General features: G+C 64.0%; 19 protein-coding genes. 6 read left to right on the forward strand and 13 right to left on the reverse strand.

Annotated elements, in window-relative coordinates:
• Positions 1 to 87: 87 nt before the first annotated feature.
• The 3 genes from prfB to lysS all read left to right on the forward strand — a co-directional run bounded on the left by prfB (position 88) and on the right by lysS (position 3,438).
• A protein-coding gene (gene prfB / locus ACQ4WP_RS17900) for a peptide chain release factor 2 (protein WP_152284547.1) occupies positions 88 to 1,192 on the forward strand; the annotation gives its coding sequence in 2 pieces (ribosomal slippage) (positions 88 to 168 and positions 170 to 1,192; 1,104 coding nt in all).
• Positions 1,193 to 1,194: 2 nt separating this feature from the next.
• Positions 1,195 to 1,890 (forward strand): HAD family hydrolase, encoded by a 696-nt coding sequence (locus ACQ4WP_RS17905; protein WP_436522923.1) that lies wholly within the window; start codon positions 1,195 to 1,197, stop codon positions 1,888 to 1,890.
• A gap of 18 nt (positions 1,891 to 1,908) precedes the next feature.
• Complete coding sequence (gene lysS, locus ACQ4WP_RS17910) at positions 1,909 to 3,438, forward strand: lysine--tRNA ligase (protein WP_436522925.1); 1,530 nt, start codon at positions 1,909 to 1,911, stop codon at positions 3,436 to 3,438.
• A 74-nt stretch (positions 3,439 to 3,512) separates the two neighbouring features.
• On the opposite strand, the gene ACQ4WP_RS17915 is transcribed toward lysS, so the two are convergent.
• The 11 genes from ACQ4WP_RS17915 to ppnN form a co-directional block, all read right to left on the reverse strand.
• Positions 3,513 to 4,514, reverse strand: coding sequence for a Gfo/Idh/MocA family protein (locus ACQ4WP_RS17915; RefSeq protein ID WP_436522927.1), 1,002 nt, complete (start codon positions 4,512 to 4,514; stop codon positions 3,513 to 3,515).
• 12 nt (positions 4,515 to 4,526) lie between these two features.
• Positions 4,527 to 5,549 carry a porin gene (locus ACQ4WP_RS17920; protein WP_436522929.1) on the reverse strand — a complete coding sequence of 341 codons (1,023 nt, stop codon included), beginning with the start codon at positions 5,547 to 5,549 and terminating at the stop codon, positions 4,527 to 4,529.
• A 27-nt stretch (positions 5,550 to 5,576) separates the two neighbouring features.
• Positions 5,577 to 6,536, reverse strand: coding sequence for a 2-hydroxyacid dehydrogenase (locus tag ACQ4WP_RS17925; protein ID WP_436522930.1), 960 nt, complete (start codon positions 6,534 to 6,536; stop codon positions 5,577 to 5,579).
• A gap of 20 nt (positions 6,537 to 6,556) precedes the next feature.
• The gene (locus ACQ4WP_RS17930) at positions 6,557 to 7,546 is read right to left on the reverse strand and encodes a sugar kinase (RefSeq protein WP_436522932.1); all 990 of its coding nucleotides are present in this window, start codon (positions 7,544 to 7,546) and stop codon (positions 6,557 to 6,559) included.
• Positions 7,543 to 8,289, reverse strand: coding sequence for a sugar phosphate isomerase/epimerase family protein (locus tag ACQ4WP_RS17935; protein ID WP_436522934.1), 747 nt, complete (start codon positions 8,287 to 8,289; stop codon positions 7,543 to 7,545). Before ACQ4WP_RS17935 ends, ACQ4WP_RS17930 begins: the two co-directional genes overlap by 4 nt.
• Complete coding sequence (locus ACQ4WP_RS17940) at positions 8,286 to 9,020, reverse strand: amino acid ABC transporter ATP-binding protein (RefSeq protein WP_099393943.1); 735 nt, start codon at positions 9,018 to 9,020, stop codon at positions 8,286 to 8,288. Before ACQ4WP_RS17940 ends, ACQ4WP_RS17935 begins: the two co-directional genes overlap by 4 nt.
• Positions 9,007 to 9,657 (reverse strand): amino acid ABC transporter permease, encoded by a 651-nt coding sequence (locus ACQ4WP_RS17945; protein ID WP_436522937.1) that lies wholly within the window; start codon positions 9,655 to 9,657, stop codon positions 9,007 to 9,009. Before ACQ4WP_RS17945 ends, ACQ4WP_RS17940 begins: the two co-directional genes overlap by 14 nt.
• 1 nt (position 9,658) lies before the next feature.
• Positions 9,659 to 10,351: an amino acid ABC transporter permease gene (locus tag ACQ4WP_RS17950; RefSeq protein WP_436522939.1), complete on the reverse strand. Its 693-nt coding sequence runs from the start codon at positions 10,349 to 10,351 to the stop codon at positions 9,659 to 9,661.
• 91 nt (positions 10,352 to 10,442) lie between these two features.
• A complete protein-coding gene (locus tag ACQ4WP_RS17955) occupies positions 10,443 to 11,249 on the reverse strand; it encodes a transporter substrate-binding domain-containing protein (protein WP_436522941.1) in 807 nt (268 codons plus the stop codon).
• Between the two features lie 209 nt (positions 11,250 to 11,458).
• Positions 11,459 to 12,526 carry a LacI family DNA-binding transcriptional regulator gene (locus ACQ4WP_RS17960; RefSeq protein ID WP_436522943.1) on the reverse strand — a complete coding sequence of 356 codons (1,068 nt, stop codon included), beginning with the start codon at positions 12,524 to 12,526 and terminating at the stop codon, positions 11,459 to 11,461.
• A gap of 191 nt (positions 12,527 to 12,717) precedes the next feature.
• Positions 12,718 to 14,088 (reverse strand): nucleotide 5'-monophosphate nucleosidase PpnN, encoded by a 1,371-nt coding sequence (gene ppnN, locus ACQ4WP_RS17965; RefSeq protein ID WP_436522945.1) that lies wholly within the window; start codon positions 14,086 to 14,088, stop codon positions 12,718 to 12,720.
• A 368-nt stretch (positions 14,089 to 14,456) separates the two neighbouring features.
• Here ppnN and ACQ4WP_RS17970 point away from each other — a divergent pair, with 368 nt between their 5' ends.
• The 3 genes from ACQ4WP_RS17970 (at position 14,457) to ACQ4WP_RS17980 (ending at position 18,430) form a co-directional block, all read left to right on the forward strand.
• On the forward strand, positions 14,457 to 15,905 hold the full coding sequence (locus ACQ4WP_RS17970) for a peptide MFS transporter (RefSeq protein ID WP_436523111.1): 1,449 nt from the start codon (positions 14,457 to 14,459) through the stop codon (positions 15,903 to 15,905).
• Between the two features lie 131 nt (positions 15,906 to 16,036).
• Entirely contained in the window at positions 16,037 to 16,723 is a 687-nt protein-coding gene (locus ACQ4WP_RS17975) for a UPF0149 family protein (protein ID WP_436522947.1), read from the forward strand.
• Between the two features lie 12 nt (positions 16,724 to 16,735).
• Positions 16,736 to 18,430, forward strand: coding sequence for a hypothetical protein (locus ACQ4WP_RS17980; protein WP_436522949.1), 1,695 nt, complete (start codon positions 16,736 to 16,738; stop codon positions 18,428 to 18,430).
• Positions 18,431 to 18,470: 40 nt separating this feature from the next.
• Here ACQ4WP_RS17980 and ACQ4WP_RS17985 read toward each other — a convergent pair whose 3' ends face one another.
• Together ACQ4WP_RS17985 and ACQ4WP_RS17990 are read right to left on the reverse strand one after the other, a co-directional pair.
• On the reverse strand, positions 18,471 to 19,124 hold the full coding sequence (locus ACQ4WP_RS17985; RefSeq protein WP_436522951.1) for a GNAT family N-acetyltransferase: 654 nt from the start codon (positions 19,122 to 19,124) through the stop codon (positions 18,471 to 18,473).
• Entirely contained in the window at positions 19,091 to 19,318 is a 228-nt protein-coding gene (locus ACQ4WP_RS17990; protein ID WP_353656770.1) for a hypothetical protein, read from the reverse strand. The genes ACQ4WP_RS17985 and ACQ4WP_RS17990 overlap by 34 nt, the downstream gene beginning before the upstream one ends.
• Positions 19,319 to 19,396 lie beyond the last annotated feature (78 nt).

Here is a 19,396-nt window from a genome sequence, read left to right on the forward strand (position 1 = left end):
ACAGCAATTGCGCCGCAGCGGCAGCGGAAACCCGCCGCGCTCGCGTATAATTCAAGGTTTGATTTCACCATAGAAGACCAGAACATTATGGAAGCCGAACGCATCAATATCATCTCCGCCCTGCTCAACGACCTGACGGTCCGTGAAGCCGAACTTCGGAGGTATCTTTGACTTCACTGTCAAGTCGGAGAAACTAGAACAAGTCAACGAAGAACTGGAAGATCCGACCGTCTGGAACGATCCCAAGCGCGCCCAGGACCTCGGTAAAGAGAAGAAGGCGCTGGAAGCCATCGTCTTCACGCTGACCAAGGCCGATGCCGACCTGCGCGACACCCGCGACCTGTTCGACATGGCCCGCGAAGAAGGCGACGACGAGACGCTCGAAGCGATCGAGCAGGATGTACAGGAAATCCGCAAGGTCATCGAAAGCATGGAGTTCCGCCGGATGTTCAACAATCCGATGGACCCGAACAACTGCTTCATCGACATCCAGGCCGGCGCCGGCGGTACGGAAGCCCAGGACTGGGCCTCGATGCTGCTGCGCCAGTACCTGCGCTATTGCGAGCGCAAGGGCTTCAAGGTCGAAATATTGGAGCAATCCGACGGCGAGGTAGCCGGCATCAAGACGGCCACCCTGAAGGTCGAGGGCGATCACGCCTACGGCTTCCTGCGCACGGAAACGGGCGTGCACCGTCTGGTGCGCAAGTCGCCATTCGACTCGGCCAACGGTCGCCACACCTCGTTTACGTCGCTGTTCGTGTATCCGGAAGTCGATGATTCAATCGAGATCGACGTCAACCCGGCCGATATCCGCGTCGATACTTACCGCGCGTCGGGCGCCGGTGGTCAGCACATCAATAAAACCGACTCCGCCGTCCGCATGACCCATGCGCCGACCGGCATCGTGGTGCAGTGCCAGAACGACCGTTCGCAGCACCGCAACCGCGCCGAAGCGATGGAAATGCTGAAAGCCAAGCTGTACGAACATGAACTGCGCAAGCGCATGAGCGAGCAGCAAAAGCTGGAAGACTCGAAGACCGACGTGGGCTGGGGTCACCAGATCCGTTCCTACGTGCTGGACCAGTCCCGCATCAAGGATTTGCGCACCGGTTTCGAGACGGGCAATACCAAGGGTGTGCTCGATGGCGACATCGACGAGTTCATTTCCGCCTCGCTCAAGCAAGGCGTGTAAGGATGAATGTATCCATTCCAGCCCGGCGTGCCTTCCTGTTCGACATGGATGGCACCATCGTCGACAACATGGCCTTCCACACGACATCGTGGCTGGCGTTCTTTGAACGCCACGGCCATGCGCTGGATGCGGACGCCTTTTTCCGCGACACGGCAGGACGGCAGGGACACGAAATCATCGCCAAGTACCTGGGCGAGGATGTCGACCACGTTACCCTGCTGGCTGAAAAGGAAGTCGTCTACCGCGAACTGTACGGCCCGCACCTGGCCACGGTGGCCGGTTTCGACCAGCTGATCGCCAGCGCGCGCCAAAACAGAGTGGGACTGGTGGTGGGCACGGCCGCGCCAGACGAGAACATCGCGTTCACGCTCGACGGCCTGGACCTGCGGCATCGCTTCGACGCCATCGTCGGCGCCGCCGACGTGGAACGGGGCAAGCCGCATCCCGACGTCTTTCTCAAAGGCGCACTGCTGGCCGGCGCACTGCCGCAAGACTGCATCGTCTTTGAAGACGCGCCCCTGGGCGTGGAAGCGGCGCGCCGTGCCGGCATGCGCGTCGTGGTACTCACCACCACCCTGCCGGCCGAAGCGTTTGCCGCATTCGACAACGTGATTGCCATCGTGCCGGATTTCTCCGCACTCGACGTCGACGCACTGTTTGCCAGCGTGGCGCCAGCGCTGGCACCACATCATCAATAATCACCAACGAAGAACACCATGACTACGGATATCCAAGAACAAGCCGCCGCCCCCGATGAAAACAAGATCATCGCCGAGCGCCGCGTCAAGCTGGCCGCATTGCGCGAACAAGGCATCGCCTTCCCGAACGATTTCCGCCCCGAGCACAAGGCGGCCGATCTGCACGCGCAATACGGCACCAAGACGCGCGAAGAGCTGGAAACCGAACCTGTCACCGTGGTGCTGGCCGGCCGCATGATGCTCAAGCGCGAAGCGGGCAAGAAAGCCGCTTTCGCCACCCTGCAAGACGCTTCCGGCCCGAAGGCCGACGGCCGCATCCAGATCTACGCCACGCTCGACCTCACCGGCGAAGCGGCCATGGCCGCCCTGCACCACTATGACCTGGGCGATATCCTGGGCGTGACGGGCACCCTGTTCAAGACCAAGACGGACGAACTGACCATCAAGGTCACCGAACTGCGCCTGATCACCAAGTCGCTGCGCCCGCTGCCGGACAAATTCCACGGCCTGGCCGACCAGGAAACGAAGTACCGCCAGCGCTACGTCGACCTGATCATGAACGAAGAGACGCGCCGCACCTTCAAGGCGCGTACCGCCGCCATCTCGTCGATCCGCCGCTTCATGGAAAAGAACGAGTTCATGGAAGTGGAAACGCCGATGCTGCACACGATTCCGGGTGGCGCCGCGGCAAAGCCATTCATCACGCACCACAATGCGCTGGACATGCAAATGTTCCTGCGTATCGCGCCCGAGCTGTACCTGAAGCGCCTGGTGGTGGGCGGCTTCGACCGCGTGTTCGAAATCAACCGCAACTTCCGCAACGAAGGCGTGTCGATCCGTCACAACCCGGAATTCACGATGATGGAATTCTACGCGGCCTACACCGACTACAAATGGCTGATGGACTTCACGGAAGCCGTCATCCGCCAGGCCGCCATCGACGCGCACGGCACCGCCACCCTGACCTACGGCGGCCGCGAGCTGGACCTGGCCAAGCCGTTCCACCGCCTGACCATCGTCGAAGCGATCAACAAGTATGCGCCAGGCTACACCGCCGAGCAGTTGAACGATGCGGACTTCATCAAGGAAGAGCTGAAGAAATTCGGCGTCAAGCCCTTCGCCACGGCCGGCCTGGGCGCGCTGCAACTGGCGCTGTTCGAAGAGACGGCTGAAGCGCAGCTGTGGGAACCGACCTACATCATCGACTACCCGGTCGAAGTGTCGCCACTGGCGCGCGCTTCCGACACGGTGGCCGGCATCACCGAACGTTTTGAACTGTTCATGGTGGGCCGCGAAATCGCCAACGGTTTCTCCGAGTTGAACGACGCGGAAGACCAGTCGGCCCGCTTCCTGGCGCAAGTCGCCGCCAAGGATGCAGGCGATGAGGAGGCGATGTTCTACGATGCCGACTACATCCGCGCGCTGGAATACGGCATGCCGCCAGCCGGCGGCTGCGGCATCGGCATCGACCGCCTGATGATGATCATCACGGATTCGCCGAACATCCGCGACGTTCTGCTGTTCCCGCATTTGCGCCGCGAGGACTAACCACGGACGCAAGCCGATAAAAAAGCCGCCTGATTTTTGCGATCAGGCGGCTTTTTTACTTGTGCGGCCAGCTATCAGCCGGCCAGGGTCACGCGCTGGTGGCTGCGGCTGGCCTGCTGCGCCGCCAGCGCTGTGGCCAGCGCGCGCATGCCGTCATCGCCAGTGGTTGCCGGCTGCCCTTCGCCGCGCATGGCGCGCTGGAAGGCGCGCACCGAGCGCACGTACAGGTTTTCATGCTCGACGGGGATGTCGACGCTGCCGCCGTCGCGGGTCAGGCAAATGGTGCCGACGGGTCGCTGGGTCATCACGCCGGTGGCGAAGATGGTGCCCTTGCTGCCGATGATTTCCACGCCGGACAGCGAATACGGTGCGTTGAACGCGTCGTGCACCTGCACCAGCGTGCCGTTGTCGAACTCGATGACCGCCATCAAGCCCTCCTCCAGTCCGGCCACCGTCATGCCGCCGCTGGTGGCGCAAGCCGTCACGTGGCGCGGCTCCGCATCGAGCAGGAAGCGCAAGGTGTCGACATCGTGCACGAACATGTCGAGCGTGACGCCGCCCGACTCCGGCGCGTCCAGGCGCCAGCCGCGCAGGTGCTGCGGCAGGTTGTTCGCGTGCAGCACGCGACAATACAGGGGCTGGCCGATCTCGCCGGCGCGTATCAGCTCGCGCACCTTGCAGTGGCTGGCGGCATTGCGCAAGTGGTGGTTAATTCCAAGCACCACGCCTGCTTCGGCGCAGCCGTCGACCATGCGGCGGGCGTCCTCCAGGTTCAGCGCCAGCGGCTTCTCGCACAGCACGTGCTTGCCCGCGCCCGCCGCCTGCAGCGTCTGCGCCATGTGCCACTCATTGGTGGTGCTGATATACACGGCGTCCACGCCCGGATGCGCCAGTGCCGCATTCAAGTCCGTGTAGCTGGCGCCGATGCCGAACTGCGCGGCAAAGGCGGCGCCGCGCGCGGCGTCGCGGCTGACCACAGCCAGCACTTCCGCGTCGCCCTGCTGGCGGATCGCGTCGACCATCCATTCGCGCGCCACGTTGCTGGCGCCGACCAGTATCCATCCGATTTTCTTCATTCCATTCTCCAGTTAAAAAGTGTGGCGCAGGCCGAGGTTCCAGGCCTGGTTGCCGCTGCCGTTGTCGGTAGCATTGCCCACCACATAGGCAGCGCCGTTGCGGTTGTCGATATGCGCATAGGCGGCGTACATCGTGCTGCGCTTCGACAGCGCGTAGGTGTAGCCGATGCCGATCTGGGAAGCATCGCCGTTGGCGGCGCGCCGGTCGTCGCGCCGCACGTACGAGAACAAGACGCGGTGCGGGCCCACCGGCAGGGTTGCGCCCAGCATCAGGTCCGCGCTGTCGACCGTGGTGGCCGCGCCCGCAGTGCTCTTGCTGACGGCGACGGCGCCATGCGCCTTGACTACGCCGAAGTCCCAGGTGGCGCCAAGCACCGTGTTGCGCGCCCTGCCCGTCACCTGCGCCACAGATAGGGTGTTGGCATCCTGGTGCGCCATGCGCACATACAGCGGCCCGCTGGCATAGGTGGCCGCCGCGCCCGTGTAGCGCTTGGCCGCCGCGTCGCCGGGCACTTCGCCGAAACCGTACGCCAGTTCTCCGGAAAGGCCGCCGCGCACGGGCGAGCTGTAGGTGATGCTGTTGTCGACCCGGCTGATGTAGCCGGCCGTGAAGACATTGCTCATCCTGCCCGCAAAACCCAAGTAAAACGGGTCCAGCGCCCCCAGGCTGCTATCGATGAAGGTGTACTGGCGGCCCAGCCGCAGCGTGCCCGCCGCACCACTCAGGCCGACGAAGGCCTGGCGCCCAAACAGCAGGCCGCCCTGCGCCGAGCCGCCCGTGTCGGCCAGGATGCCCGCATCCATCGTAAACAACGCCGTCATGCCGCCGCCCAGGTCTTCGCTGCCCTTGAAACCCAATCGCGAGCCGTTGGCGATGCCGCTGGTCACCTTGAGTACCCTGCCGCCGACGCCGCCGCTCTCAGACACCACGCCCAGGTCCGCGATGCCATACATGGCCACGTTCGACTGCGCGCAACACAGGCCGCCGCAGGCGCCGGCGCCGATGATCATTGCCCTTGCTACCTTGTTCTTCATTTCTTTCCCTGTCTGTGGCTACTGTTTTTAACTCACCAGGTGGCGCGGACGCTCGCCGCGCAGGCCGGCCAGCAGGTTGTCCACCGCCTGCTGCGCCATGGCGTAGCGCGTTTCGTGCGTGGCCGAGCCGATGTGCGGCAGCGCCACCACATTGGCCATGCGCGGCAGCGGGTTGTCCGGCGCCAGCGGTTCACGCTCGAACACGTCGAGACCGGCGCCGTGGATGGTGCCCTGTTGCAGCGCCTCGATCAGCGCCGCCTCGTCGACGATGCGCCCGCGCGAACCGTTGATGAAGATGGCGCCGGGCCGCATCAGCGCGAACTCGCGTCGGCCCATCATGCGTTCCGTCTGCGCCGTCAGCGGCAGCACCACGCAGACGAAATCGGACCCGGCCAGCAAGTCGTCGAACGCCACCTGGCGCGCACCCAGCGCCGCCTCCACCTCGGGCACCGCTTCACCGTTCACGTACAGCACCTGCATGCCGAAGCCCAGCGCGGCGCGGCGGGCGACGGCGCGGCCGATGCGGCCCATGCCCAGCATGCCGATGGTCTTGCCATGCACGTTGACGCCATACTGGCTTTCGCCCACGCTGCGCGTCCAGCTTCCCGCCTTGACGAATTCGGCCAGTTCGACGACGCGCCGCGCGCTGGCCAGGATCAGCGCGAAGATCGTGTCGGCCGTCGTTTCCGTCAGCACGTCCGGCGTATTGGCCAGCCAGACGCCCCGTTCGCGCAGGTAATCGACGTCGAACTGGTCGACGCCCACCGAAATGGTGGAAATGATGCGCAGGTCAAAGGCCGGGTCCAGCAGTTCGCGGTCCAGGCGCACGCTGGCGCCCAGCAAGCCATGCGCGCCGCGGATAGCGTCGGCGAAAGCGGCGCGGTTGCCCGCATCGATGGCCTCGAAGTACGTCACGTCGCATTCGGCGCGCAGGCGCGCCAGCAGCGGCTCGGCCAGTTTTTTATACACAACCACATTTTTTTTCACGTGTGTTTCCCCTGTTCGGTTCAAGATTGGACCAGCGCGTCGAGCTGGGCGCGGGTCGGCAAGCCTTCCATGTCGCCGGCCACCTGGATGGCAAAGGCGCCGACGCGGTTGGCGCGGCGTAACGCCTGCGCCAGCGGCAAGCCTTCCAGCAAGGCGCTGACCAGGCCGGCCGCGAAGCCGTCGCCGGCGCCCACCGTATCGACCACCCTGGCGACAGGCTCGCCCGGCACCACGCCGCTGACGCCATCGGCCGTGCGGTAATAGGCGCCGTCGGCGCCCAGCTTGATGACCACCAGCCGCACGCCCCGCTGCAGGTAATAGCCGGCGATGTCGTGCGGCTGCTCATGGCCGGTGAGGATTTTTCCTTCCCCCAGGCCGGGCAGCACCCAGTCCGCCTTGGCAGCGAGGCGGTTGATCTGCTCGACCATGACGCCTTGCGATGGCCACAAGGTGGGCCGCAAGTTCGGGTCGAACGACACGCTCCGGCCATTGGCCCGCATGAAGTCGAGCGCCTGGCCGGCGAATGCCAGGCTGGTGGCGGACAGCGCCGCCGCCACGCCGGTGGCGTGCAGGTGGCGCGCCGACAGGAAGTAGGCGGGGTCGAAGTGGGCCGGCGCCAGTTGGCTGGCGGCGGAACCCTTGCGAAAGTATTCGACCAGCGGGTCGGCGCCGTTCTCGGCCCTGGCCTTGAGCTGGAAGGCGCTGGTCTGGCCGGCGACGGTGACGACCCTGCTGCAATCGACGCCCTCTGCCTGCACGCTGGCACGGATGAAGCGACCGAAGGAATCGTCGCCCACCCGGCTCAGCCAGCCGACGCGCAAGCCCAGGCGCGCCAGGCCGATGGCGACGTTGGTCTCGGCGCCGGCCAGGCGGCGCGTGAAGTGCGCCACGGCCGCCAGGTCCCCCGTTTCCTCGGCAACGAACATCGCCATCGCCTCGCCATAGGTGACGACATCGAGCGCGTGCGCCGCCTGCCCCTCTTCTGCCCGGCCCTCCTCGTGTTTCATCATGCGGCCTCCAGCATCTGGATGTAGCGTCCCGTTTCGGCCACCAGGTCGGCGCCCTCCAGCGGGAATTCGATGGCCCGCTGCACGCCCGGCGCGAAGTGCGCGAAGACGGCGCGCCAGGCCGGATCGGCCTCGGAGACGGCGCAGGCGGACAGGCGCCCTCCGTCATCCATGACGGCCTTGCAATGCACATAGCGCACGTACGGCGCCAGCAAGCGCGCCGCCTGCTGCGCGTCCTCGCCCACCCAGCGCCAGTTGCCGATGTCGAAGGTCAGTCCCACCGGCAGCCCGACTTCGCGCGCTGCCGCCAGAAAGCGCGCCATAGTCGCCAGCCTGCCGCCATGGGTCGTCTGGTCGTTTTCCACCAGCAGCGCCACGGGGGCGGACGCCAGCAAAGCATTCAAGGCCGGCAGATCCGGCGCGGCCGGGTAGTGGCCCAGCGACACCTTCAGGTAGCGCGCCCCCAGGCGCACCGCCTCGTCCAGCATCTGCTGCAGCAGCGCTTGCTGCAGCAAGCCGTCCACGCCCCACAATTCGATGGGCGTGGAATACACCGAGTACAGGCCGCGCGCGGCCACCGCCGCGCCCATGCACGCCAGGTCCGGCAGATCGGAGGTAAACAGTTCGCGGCGGATCTCGATGCCGGCGCCACCGGCGTCGGCCACCACGTCGATGAAATGGCTTTGCCCCAGTTGCCGTACCCTGCTTGCGCCATAGGCCGACGCCGCCACCAGGACGGGGCTCATTTGATCGCTCCCGCGCCGACGAACTGGCGCGCCTCGGGTGTTTGCGGGTTGCTGAAGAAGGCTTCCGACGGCCCGCTCTCCCACACCGTTCCCTGGTGCATGAAGACGGTGACGTCGGCCATGCGCCGCGCGAACTCCATCTCATGCGTCACCAGCAGCATCGTCATGCCCGCCTGCGCCAGCTCTTCCATCACCTTCAGCACTTCCTGCGTCAGTTCCGGGTCGAGCGCCGACGTGACCTCGTCGAACAGCATCACCTGCGGCTCCATCGCCAGCGAACGGGCGATCGCCACGCGCTGCTGCTGGCCGCCCGACAGCTGCTCGGGATAGGCCTCGCGCTTGTGGTCCAGGCCCACCTGCTTGAGCACGCGCAGCGCCGTGGCGCGGCCCTGCGCGTCGGGCACCTTCTTGACGATGCGCGGCGCCAGCATGACGTTTTCTTCCACCGTCAGGTGGGGGAACAGGTTGTAGCTCTGGAAGACCATGCCGACATCCTTGCGCAAGTCGAGCAGGTGCTCCTGGCGCGCCGTCAGCGTATGGCCGGCCACGACAATGCTGCCGCTGTCGATGGTTTCCAGGCCGTTGATACAGCGCAGCATGGTGCTCTTGCCGGAGCCGCTGCGGCCGATCACGGCGATGACCTGGCCCCGCTCGACGGCGAACGAAACGCCCTTGAGCACGTGATTGGCGCCGAAGCTCTTGCTGATATTGTCAATTTCAACGATGGGCATGGAATTTCCTTTCCAGTGAATGGCTGTAGCGCGACAGCGGGTAGCACATCGCGAAGTAGATCAGGGCGACGACGGGGAAGACGATGAAAGGCAGGAAGGTCGCGTTGCTGACCAGTTGCCCTGCCCGCGTCAGTTCCACCACGCCGATGATCGAGGTGATCGAAGTGTTCTTGATGATCTGCACCATGAAGCCCACCGTCGGCGGCAGCGAATGGCGCAGCGCCTGCGGCAAGATGACGTAGCGCAGCTGCTGGTAGCGGTTCAGCGCCAGCGCGGCGGATGCTTCCCACTGCTGCCGCTGCACGCCTTCGATGCAGCCGCGCCAGATCTCGCCCAGGTAGGCGCTGGAAAAAATCGTCATCGCCGCGCCGGCCGCGATGATCGGCGACAGCTTGTAGCCGAACAGGGCCAGGCCGTAGTAAGTGAGGAACAGCACGATCAGCACCGGCGTACCCTGGATCAGCTGGATGTACAGGGCGCTGATGAAACGCAGGAACGGGCTGCGCGCCGTGCGCAGCAGCGCCACCGCGAAGCCGGCGATGCCGCCCGTGATGAAAACGATCAGCGACAGGCCGATGGTCCAGCGCGTGGCCTCGAGCAGGAATTGCAGGTTATCCCAGGAAAAGTCACTGATCATGTCATGCTCCCATGCGGACCGCGCCCAGACGGCGGCGGCGTTTGAAGACGATCTGGCCCAGTACCCAGAAGCCGAAGCGGAACAGCAGGGCCAGCAGGATGTACAGCACCATCACGACGATATAGATCTCGAAGCTGCGGAAGGTTTCCGAGTCGAGCAGGTGGGCGGCGGCGGTCAGCTCTTCGGCGGAAATGGCCGACACCACGCTCGAGGCGAGCATCATCAGCGTGAACTGGCTGGCCAGCGCCGGATACACTTTTTCCAGAGCCGGCAGCAACACCACGTGGCGCATCACCTGCCAGCGCGTCATGCCCAGTGCCTGCGCCGCCTCCAGCTGCGAGGGATGCACGGCGACTATGCCGGCGCGCACGATTTCCGCCGCGTAGGCGCCCAGGTTGACCGTCATGGCAACGAGCGCGGCGCCGTTGGCGTCGAGCTGCAGGCCCAGCGACGGCAAGCCAAAGTAAATGATGAACAGCTGCACCAGGAACGGCGTGCTGCGAATCACCTCGACATACGCGCGCACCGCCGCGCGGGCATAGGCGGGACCGTTCTTCAGGATGACGGCGGCGCAGACGCCCACCGCCAGCCCCAGCACCATAGCCAGGGCGCTCAGGCGTATCGTCAGCGCCGCGCCCCACAACAGGCGATCCAGCGATTGCATGACGAGTTCGAAATGAAATTCATACGGCATACTCAACTCCTTTTCTACGTGCGCATCCCCGGCGGCGCCACCATGGTGGCGCGCCGTGCGGACAGGCACTATCCCTATGCGGGTTGCGGTATCAGAAGGTCGGCAATGGCGGCAGCGGCGCGCCGCTCCACTTGCGCGCGATGGCGTCGAGTTCGCCGTTCAGCTTGACGTAGTAGATGAAATTGTTGAGCCACTGGTGCAGCTCGAAGTCGCCGCGGCGCACCGCCATCGAATTCGGTTGCACGGAATACGTGAACCTGACCTCGATCTTGCCCGCGCCGCGCGTCTTGATGATGTCGAGCGCCATCGTGCTGGGGATCGAGACGGCGTCGACCTGCTTGCTGAGCAAGGCCTGGGTGACGGTGGCATCATCCTCGAAACGCACGATGCTGGTGCCGGCCGGCGCCATACGGCTCAGCGCCGTGTCATTCGTGGTGCCACGCGTCACGCCCACCTTCTTGCCCTTCAGGTCGGCCAAGGCCTTGAATTTGCCGCCAAGCGGCGCGATGATCGCCAGTTCGAACGCGCTGTAGGGCATGGTAAACATCAGCGTCTTGGCCCGTTCCGGCGTGGGCGCCAGGGTCGCCACGAGGAAGTCGACCTTGCCAGATTCCAGCGACGGCACGCGCGATGGCGCCGTCAAAGGCACCACTTCTACGGGCAGGTTCAGGTATTTTCCGATCAGGTTGGCGACATCGACGTCATAGCCGACGGGCGCGCCCTTGGCGTCGATGCTGCCAAACGGCGGCGTGCCGCTGACCACGCCGATGGTCAGCTTGCCTTTCTTGATCAAGTCACCCAGCGTCTGGGCGCCGGCGTCGGCGGCCGCGCCCAGGGCGCACGTCGCTGCGAGCGTGCAAGCCACGATCTTCGCGTAAAACAGTGTAGTCATCTTCATGTTTCAGTCTCCTGTGATCCCGGTACCGGCCTCGTCGAGGCACTTCCGGGAATATTGTCAAATGGACGATTCAGTTCGTCTCTTACCGTGTTGTGCCAACCTCATGCCATTGCCCTGCCTGACTATCCATGCCCCTTTCCAGTGAAAACACTTTTTATGAAACCGGTTCCATAGCTTCCCCAAAAAAAAGGGCACGCGCCCTCTTTCCGTCAATCTCCGCCCTTGCCCGCAATTCCTCCCTGGGTGGAATTGCGCACAATTAACTTACCCGGCAACAGCACCTCGCGCGGCGGGCATTGCTCGCCCTGCAGGCGCGACAGCATGCACGTCATCGCCGAAAAACCGATCTCGTAAGTCTGCTGCTCGATCGTGCTCAGGCCCGCCAGCGGCGACCACGGTAATTCGTCAAAGCCCAGCAGGCCCACGTCTTGCGGCATGCGCAGCGCAAGGCGCTGCAGCATCAGCGCCAGTTCCAGCGCCACCATGCCGTTCGAGGCCAGCAGCGCCACGCGGCGACCGCGCCATTGCGCCAGGCATTGCCGCACCTGCGCGTCGATGGAGGGACTGTCGTCCAGGTCCACTGCCAGCACTTCGCCCACGCAGCCGGGATGCTCGGCCATCACGGCCTGAAAACCGTCGGCGCGCATCTGCCGCGAACTGACGCCCGTCAAAGGCGGCGCGACGAAGGCGATGGCGTCGAAACCCTGCTCGATCAGATGCGCGGTTGCCAGCCGGCCCGCTTGCACATTGTCCAGGCCCACCAGGTCAAAATCGACGCCGTCGATGCGCCGGTCGACCAGCACGATGGGCATGTCCGCCTGCTGCAAGTCGGACGACTGGATGTTGCGCCCCTGCGTGTTGACGATCAGCCCTTCCACGCTGTACGAGCGCAGCGCGGCAAGCGACTGGCGTTCACGCTGTTCGTCATTGCCGGTATTACATAAGATCAAGGTGTAGCCATGCTGCTGGCAAGCCGCTTCCACGCCGCGCAGCACGGCCACCGTGTAGGGGTTCAGCATGTCCGCCACGACCATGCCGATCAGGCGCGTGCGCCCGCGCTTGAGGCCGCGCGCCATCTGGTTCGGCTGGTAGCCGAGGCGCGCGATGGTGCTTTCGATCTGCTGGCGGATGTTCTCGGACAAAGCGTCCAGTTCGCCGCCGAGAAAGCGCGACACGCTGGTCTTCGACACGCCCGCCTCGCGCGCCACCTGGGCGATGGTCACGGGCCGGGCCGTCTCGCCGGAGGCTGTTTTTTTGCTGCCGCGTACTAAATCCAAGGTCGCTCCCCACTGCCTGTTGACATCCAAACGTTGAATTTGGAACCGGTTCCAAAGATAGCACTACAGGATCGATGACGCAAGCGATTTGAGTGCTTGTGGCGACGAAAGAACACGCTGGGGCGTAGATTGAAAGACGCTGCCCGCCCCGGCAAACGCGGCGTCGGGCAGCGCGATGACTTCAAGGCTGCTTACTGGATCACGGTGTAGCAAGGCACATACGCGGTACCCGCCAGCTTCATGCGGTGCTGCGCCACGAACGATGCCAGCAGCGCATCCATGGGGCCCATGATGTCCTTGTCGCCATGGATTTCGAAGTTGCCGTGCTCTTCGATCGAACGGATACCGTCGTCCTTGACGTTGCCCGCCACCACGCCGGAAAACGCGCGGCGCAGCTGGGCTGCCAGCAAGTGCGTGGGCTGATTCTTGTGCAAGCTCAGGTTGCGCATGTTTTCATGCGTGGGGTGGAACGGTTTCTGGAACTCGTGGTCGATCTTCAGCAGCCAATTGAAGTAATACGCATCGCTGTGCGCCTTGCGGAATTCACGCACCTGGCGTATGCCTTCGAGCATTTCGCGCGCCACCAGTTCCGGGTCGTCGATGATGATTTTATAGCGCTGCTGCGCTTCCGGGCCCAGGGTGTCGCTGATGAACTGATTGATCTGCACGAAATATTCGCGCGAGGTTTCCGGTCCCGTGAAGATCAAGGGGAACGGGATTTCGGCATTGTCCGGGTGCAGCAGGATGCCGAGGATATACAAAATCTCTTCGGCCGTGCCGGCGCCGCCGGGGAACACGACGATGCCGTGGCCCGCGCGCACGAACGCTTCCAGGCGTTTTTCTATGTCCGGCATGATGACCAGGTCATTGACGATGGGGTTCGGCGATTCGGCGGCGATGATGCCCGGCTCCGTGATGCCCAGGTAGCGGCCATTGTGCAGGCGCTGCTTGGCATGGCCGATGGTGGCGCCCTTCATGGGTCCCTTCATGGCGCCCGGGCCGCAACCGGTGCAGATATCGAGGCCACGCAAGCCCAGCTGGTAGCCCACTTCCTTCGAATAGTTGTATTCGGCGCGATTGATCGAGTGGCCGCCCCAGCATACGACCAGGTTGGGGTTGAGCTGGGTTTGCAGCACGTTCGCGTTGCGCAGGATGTGGAAGACGGCGTCCGTCACGCCTTCCGTGCTCTGCAAGTCGAATTTCGGGTTGCCCGTGACTTCGTCGCTGACGAAAATGATGTCGCGCAGCACGGCAAACAGGTGCTCGTGGATGCCCTTGATCATCTTGCCGTCGACAAAGGCGATGGCCGGCGCGCCCTTGATGTCGAGCTTGATACCGCGCTCGCGCTGGATGATGGAGATTTCAAACGATTGGTAGCGCTCCAGCAAGGCGCGGCCATCGTCGATGGTGCTGCCGCAATTCAAGACCGCCAGCGCACAGCGACGGAAGGTGTTGTACAGGCCGCCCTGGCTGGTGTCGAGCAATTTGTTGACTTCAGTCTTGGAGAGCACGTCCAGGCGGCCTTCCGGTGAAACCAGAGTATCGATAACGTCGTGTTCCATAATGCGAAAAATCCCTTTAAAAATCGATGCTCGAAGGTCTTGCAGCCTTAATATACGACAAGTCGGGCAAGTTGTGCTGTGGCGCCGCCAAATCGCCCGGGCCGCCCTTGCCTGCAAACCGGTTTGACCAATATGAAACAGTCATTCTTGCTAATGCGAATCGAAATCTTCGCGCAGCGCAATTTGTAGATTAGAATGCCAGCCTATTGGAATTCCCGTGCGTGAGGTTCTTCATGAGAGTCCCCGCCGCCCGCAGGCTTCCATAAGTTTGTTGTATCGATTGACTATAATAATTTTTCAGGAGGAACCGCATGAGCGGTGCGACTACGCCCAACAAGGAAGCCGTTATTCCCGAGTTCAAGCAGATTATGGGCCATCCAAGCCCATTGTGGATGTTGTTCATGACTGAATTCTGGGAACGCTTCGCGTTCTACGGAGTTCGCTGGGCGCTGGTACTGTACATCGTTGCCCAGTTCCACGGTGGCGACGGTTCGGGACAGGCAGCGGCCAACCTGACCTACGGTTCCTTCCTCGCGCTGGTGTATGCCGGCGCCCTGTTCGGCGGCTACATCGCCGACCGGGTCATCGGTTACCAGCGCTCGATCCTGCTGGGCGCCGTCTTCATGGCTGCCGGCCTGTTCTGCATCTCGGTACCGAACCAGGACATCTTCAACCTGGGCCTGGCCACCATGATCGTCGGTAACGGCATGTTCAAGCCGAACATCTCGACCATGGTCGGCAAGCTGTACACGACAGCCGATCCGCGCCGCGACAGTGGCTTCACGATCTTCTACATGGGCATCAACATGGGCGCCATGGTCGCCCCTGTCTTCACCCAGTGGCTGGCCGAGTCGATCTTCGGCACCAGCGCCATGCCGTCGTACAAGATGGTCTTCATGGCTTCCGGTTTCGGCATGATCATCAGCCTGGTATGGTTCTTCATCGGCCGCCGCGCCCTGAAGGGCATCGGCGCTCCGGAAGCCGGTGCCGGCAACCCGATGCGCGTCGTCTGGGTGGCCGTCGGCTCGCTGTGCGTGATCCCGCTGATGTACTTCCTGCTGACCGTCGGCGCTGAAAAACTGCAAATCGTCCTGACCGTGCTGTTCATCGGCCTGGCCTTCATGCTGATGATCGAAGGCATCCGCAACGGCAAAGTGGCGCGCGACCGCGTCATCGCCATGCTGCTGATCTTCGTCTTCAACATCCTGTTCTGGATGTTCTTCGAACAGGCAGGCAGCTCGTTTACCTTCCTGGCTGACAAAATCGTCAATCGCGACCTGGGCTTCTGGATCTTCCCGACCGCCTACTTCCAGACGGTCAATTCGGTCGCCATCATCGTCTTCGCGCCTATCATCGCCGCCATCTGGGTCTTCCTGGCGCGCCACAACGTCAACCCATCGATCCCGCGCAAATTCGGCCTGGGCTTGCTGGGGAATGCCTTGGCCTTCGGCTTGCTGATCTTCGCTCTGTCGAGCCTGGTTGGCGCCGATAACAAGATCCCGTTCTGGACCCTGACCACTGTGTACGTGCTGCAATCGATCGGTGAGCTGTGCCTGTCGCCTATCGGCCTGTCGATGGTCACCAAACTGGCGCCAGTGCGCCTGGTTGGCCTGGGCATGGGCGGCTGGTTCCTGTCGACCGGTATCGGCAACAACCTGTCGGGCATCTTCGCCAGCCACGTCAGCGGCACGAGCGGCATGTCGGTGCAGTCGGCCCTGTCCGGCTATACCTTCGGCTTCTGGTCCCTGCTGGGCGCCGGTGTCGTACTGTTCCTGATCGCACCGCTGATCAACAAACTGATGCACGGCGTGAAGTAAGCGTCTTGCTGTAGATCAGAACGGCGGCCTGCGGGCCGCCGTTTTTTATTCCAGCAGCAGTTTCACCCTTACCGGGCGGTACAATACCGCCAGGGCCACCGGCCACTCCACCCACATCACCAAAGATTATTATGTCCAGCATATCTACCACCACGCCCCTCTCCGACGACGAATACGCCGAACTCGACACCCTGCTGGCCGCGCCTACCCTGGCCGGCCATGCCATGGACGTGTCGATGCTGGAAGGTTTCGTGACGGCCGTCGCCCTGAGCCCGAAGCAGATCACGCCGGAACAATGGCTGCCATGGGTCTGGGACAAGGCGGCCGGCAGCGCCTTGCCTGCACAGGATGAGGCCAGCGAACGTGCGGCCAGCCTGGCGCAGCGCCACCACGCCTACATGGTCGAATGGCTGGCGAAGGACCCGGACAGCTTCGAGCCCATCTACGTATGCGGCCCGGAATGGAGCGTGCCCGCCTGGTGTGCAGGCTTCCTGCTTGGCACCAACCTGGACAAGCCCCAATGGGCGGCCCTGGCCGTCAGCCACCCTGAGTACCTGGCGCCGTTTCAGCACCTGGCCGCTGCCAGCGAGCTCGACGACGATGCGGCTGAAACGGCCATGGATGGCGTGATTCCCGCGGTCATCGCCATCAACGCCGCCTGGGCGCGCCAGCGCCACCTGAAAAGCCAGGCACACAGCCAGTCCGGCGCCACCGTGCTGCGCGAAGTGCCGAAGACGGGCCGCAACGACCCGTGCCGCTGCGGCAGCGGCAAGAAGTACAAGAAATGCTGCTTTGATGCCGATAGCGCGGCCAGCTAAGGCGGACTCTCCTTGCGCCATCTGCTGACGGCCATCCTGCGCTTCCTGCTGCGCCACGCGCTGCAGTTCGCGCTGTTCATCGTCATCCTGCTGGCCGGACGCCTGTTGCTGGCCGAATGGCGCGCCTACAGCGCCGGCAGCCAGGCGGTCGCCGCGCTCAGGCTGGCCGCCGACGGCGCCGATCATCATGGTGCCGGCCTGGCCGGTGCCGCCACGGCGCGGACCAACGCCCTGCAACAGGCCTCGCAAACGGCCATCGCGGCCCGCCTGCAGGAAGTGCAGGCGCAATTGCGCCAACTGCGCGCGCTGCAGCAGCCTTCGCTATTCACCCTCCCCCTGCCCGACACGAGCACCCTGGCCATGCACGCGCAGGAGGAAGCCATGCGCCGCGTGGAGATCGAAGTACTGGTACAGGAAGCCCGTTATTTGACCGCCCTGCAGGCGGCCATCAGCGGCGAAGATGCGCGGCAAACGCTGGCGCGCCTGCATGCCGCACACGTCAGCGCGTATGCCGCGCTGCAGCACAACCTGCGCCAGCGCCGGGAACTGGAAGCGCAGCACCCGCTGGCGGCCCGCCTGCCCGGCAGCGACGCTTACGCTCAGCTGTCGCAGCTCGAAGCGCAAGGCCAGCGCCTGCGCGACATCAACCTGCAAGCTTATCGTGCCTGGCTGGCGCAGCGCGCCCGCACCAACAATGCGTCCCTTCCCGCGCCATTTGCCATCGACAATGCGGCGCTGGCCGGCGCGCAGGCGCCCGTGCAGGCGGCGATTACGGCCGGCGAAGCGCAGCTGGCGCGCAACTGGATCGCCCGCTGGCGCGGCCCCGTACTGGACGTGGCGCCCACGGCCGCCCTGCTGGTGCTGTCGGCCATCCTGCTGCCCGTTGCCATCAAGGCCTTCTTTTACTTCGTGCTGGCGCCCCTGGCCTCGCGTTTGCCGCCGCTGTCGCTTGCGCGCGAACTGCAGGCCGATGGCGCCGCCCTGCCGCTGCCACAGCATGACGCATCGCGCATCTCCGCCGTCTCGCAGGCCTTGCAGCTAAAGCCTGGGCAACAGATGCTGATCCATCCCGCATACCTGCAATCGTCGCCCGTCAGCACGCGCAAGCGCACCCAGTGGCTGCTGGACTGGCGCTTTCCATTTACCAGCCTGGCTGCCGGCATGGTGGCGCTGACGCGCCTGCACAGCGACGTGCCAGCATCCGTGACGATTTCCGCCAGCGACGACCCGCTGCTGGAAATCGCCGTCCTGCACCTGCCGGCCGGCAGCGCCCTCGTGTTCCAGCCGCGGGGGCTGGTGGGATTGATCTGCGACACGGGCCAGCCGCTGGCGATGTCCAGCCACTGGCGCCTGGGCAGCCTGCATGCCTGGCTCACCCTGCAGCTGCGCTTCATCGTCTTTCGCGGCCCCGTCACCCTGATCGTGCGCGGCTGCCGCGGCGTGCGCCTGGAGCGGGCGGGCCAGGGCCGCTCCATCAGCCAGTCCGCCACCCTGGGCTTTAGCACCGACGTGCTGTACTCGACCCTGCGCAGCGAAACCTTCATCCCCTACCTGCGCGGCCAGCAAGCCTTGCTCAACGACCGCTTCGACGGTGCCAACGGCGTCTATCTGTACGAGGAAACCCCGCGCCACGGCAAGCAGCCGGGCAAGGTGGGCAGCTGGTTCGAGGGGTTCACCGATGCGATCTTGAAAGTGTTCGGCATCTAGCCGAGGAAACCATGATGAACGACTGAACTGCGCGCCTGGTTCATGCCAGGCTGAGGGCCGCGCCATCCGGCACAAAATCGGGCTGCAACAAGCCATAGACATGCAGGTCGACAAACGCGCCATTTAACCATTCCGCCTGCCGCAACACGCCTTCGTGCATAAATCCCAGCCGCCCGGCCAGCGCCATGCTGGCATGATTGCCTGCCGCGCACTGCAATTCGATGCGGTGCAACTGCAGCGCGCCAAACGCATGCGCCAGGACGGCGCGCACCGCTGCGCTGGCAATGCCCCTGCCCTGGAACTGGCGGGCCAGGTAATAACCGATTCTGGCATTGCGGTCCGCTGCGTCGAGGTCTTTCAGGCGGATGCTGCCGCATAAAGCCGTACCGGAAAAAACATGCCATTCCAGCACTTCACCACTGGCGGCGCGTGCGGCAGCGGCTTCCAGATAGGCCCTGGCATCGTCGATGCACGCCAATTGCAGCACGGCGGGAAGGAAAGCGTGCAGGTGCTCACGGTTGTGTCCTACCAGTTCAGCGAGGGCTTTGGCGTGTTCAGCCAAGGTTGGAACAATAGAGATATCAGGAAATGCTGAAAGATTCACACGCAGAGACCTCTGGCGGGCCGGTAAAGTGAAAGAAGAAACACGTAGTATGACCGCTACGCCGCAATCGAATGCGACACCGTCAGCCACTCGCCCGGCTGCAAATTGGCCGCCGCCTCGCGGGTAGCCAGCACGCTGTCCGGGTCCAGGTCGGACCGGTTCAGCTTGTAGGAATAGGCAAAATCATCGGCATCGAATGCCTGCCCTGCCTTGACGTAATACTTGAAGCCGACAAAGGAGTCGGGATTGGTGACGACGGTGTATTCAAGCGTGACGCTGTTCATGGCGGGCCTCGTCAACGATGGTGAAGTAGCTATTATGCGTCAATTCCGGCAGCAGCGATGCGGACGCGCTTCGCTTGC

This window comes from Janthinobacterium lyxosi, assembly GCF_051380665.1.
Taxonomy (GTDB): domain Bacteria; phylum Pseudomonadota; class Gammaproteobacteria; order Burkholderiales; family Burkholderiaceae_D; genus Janthinobacterium.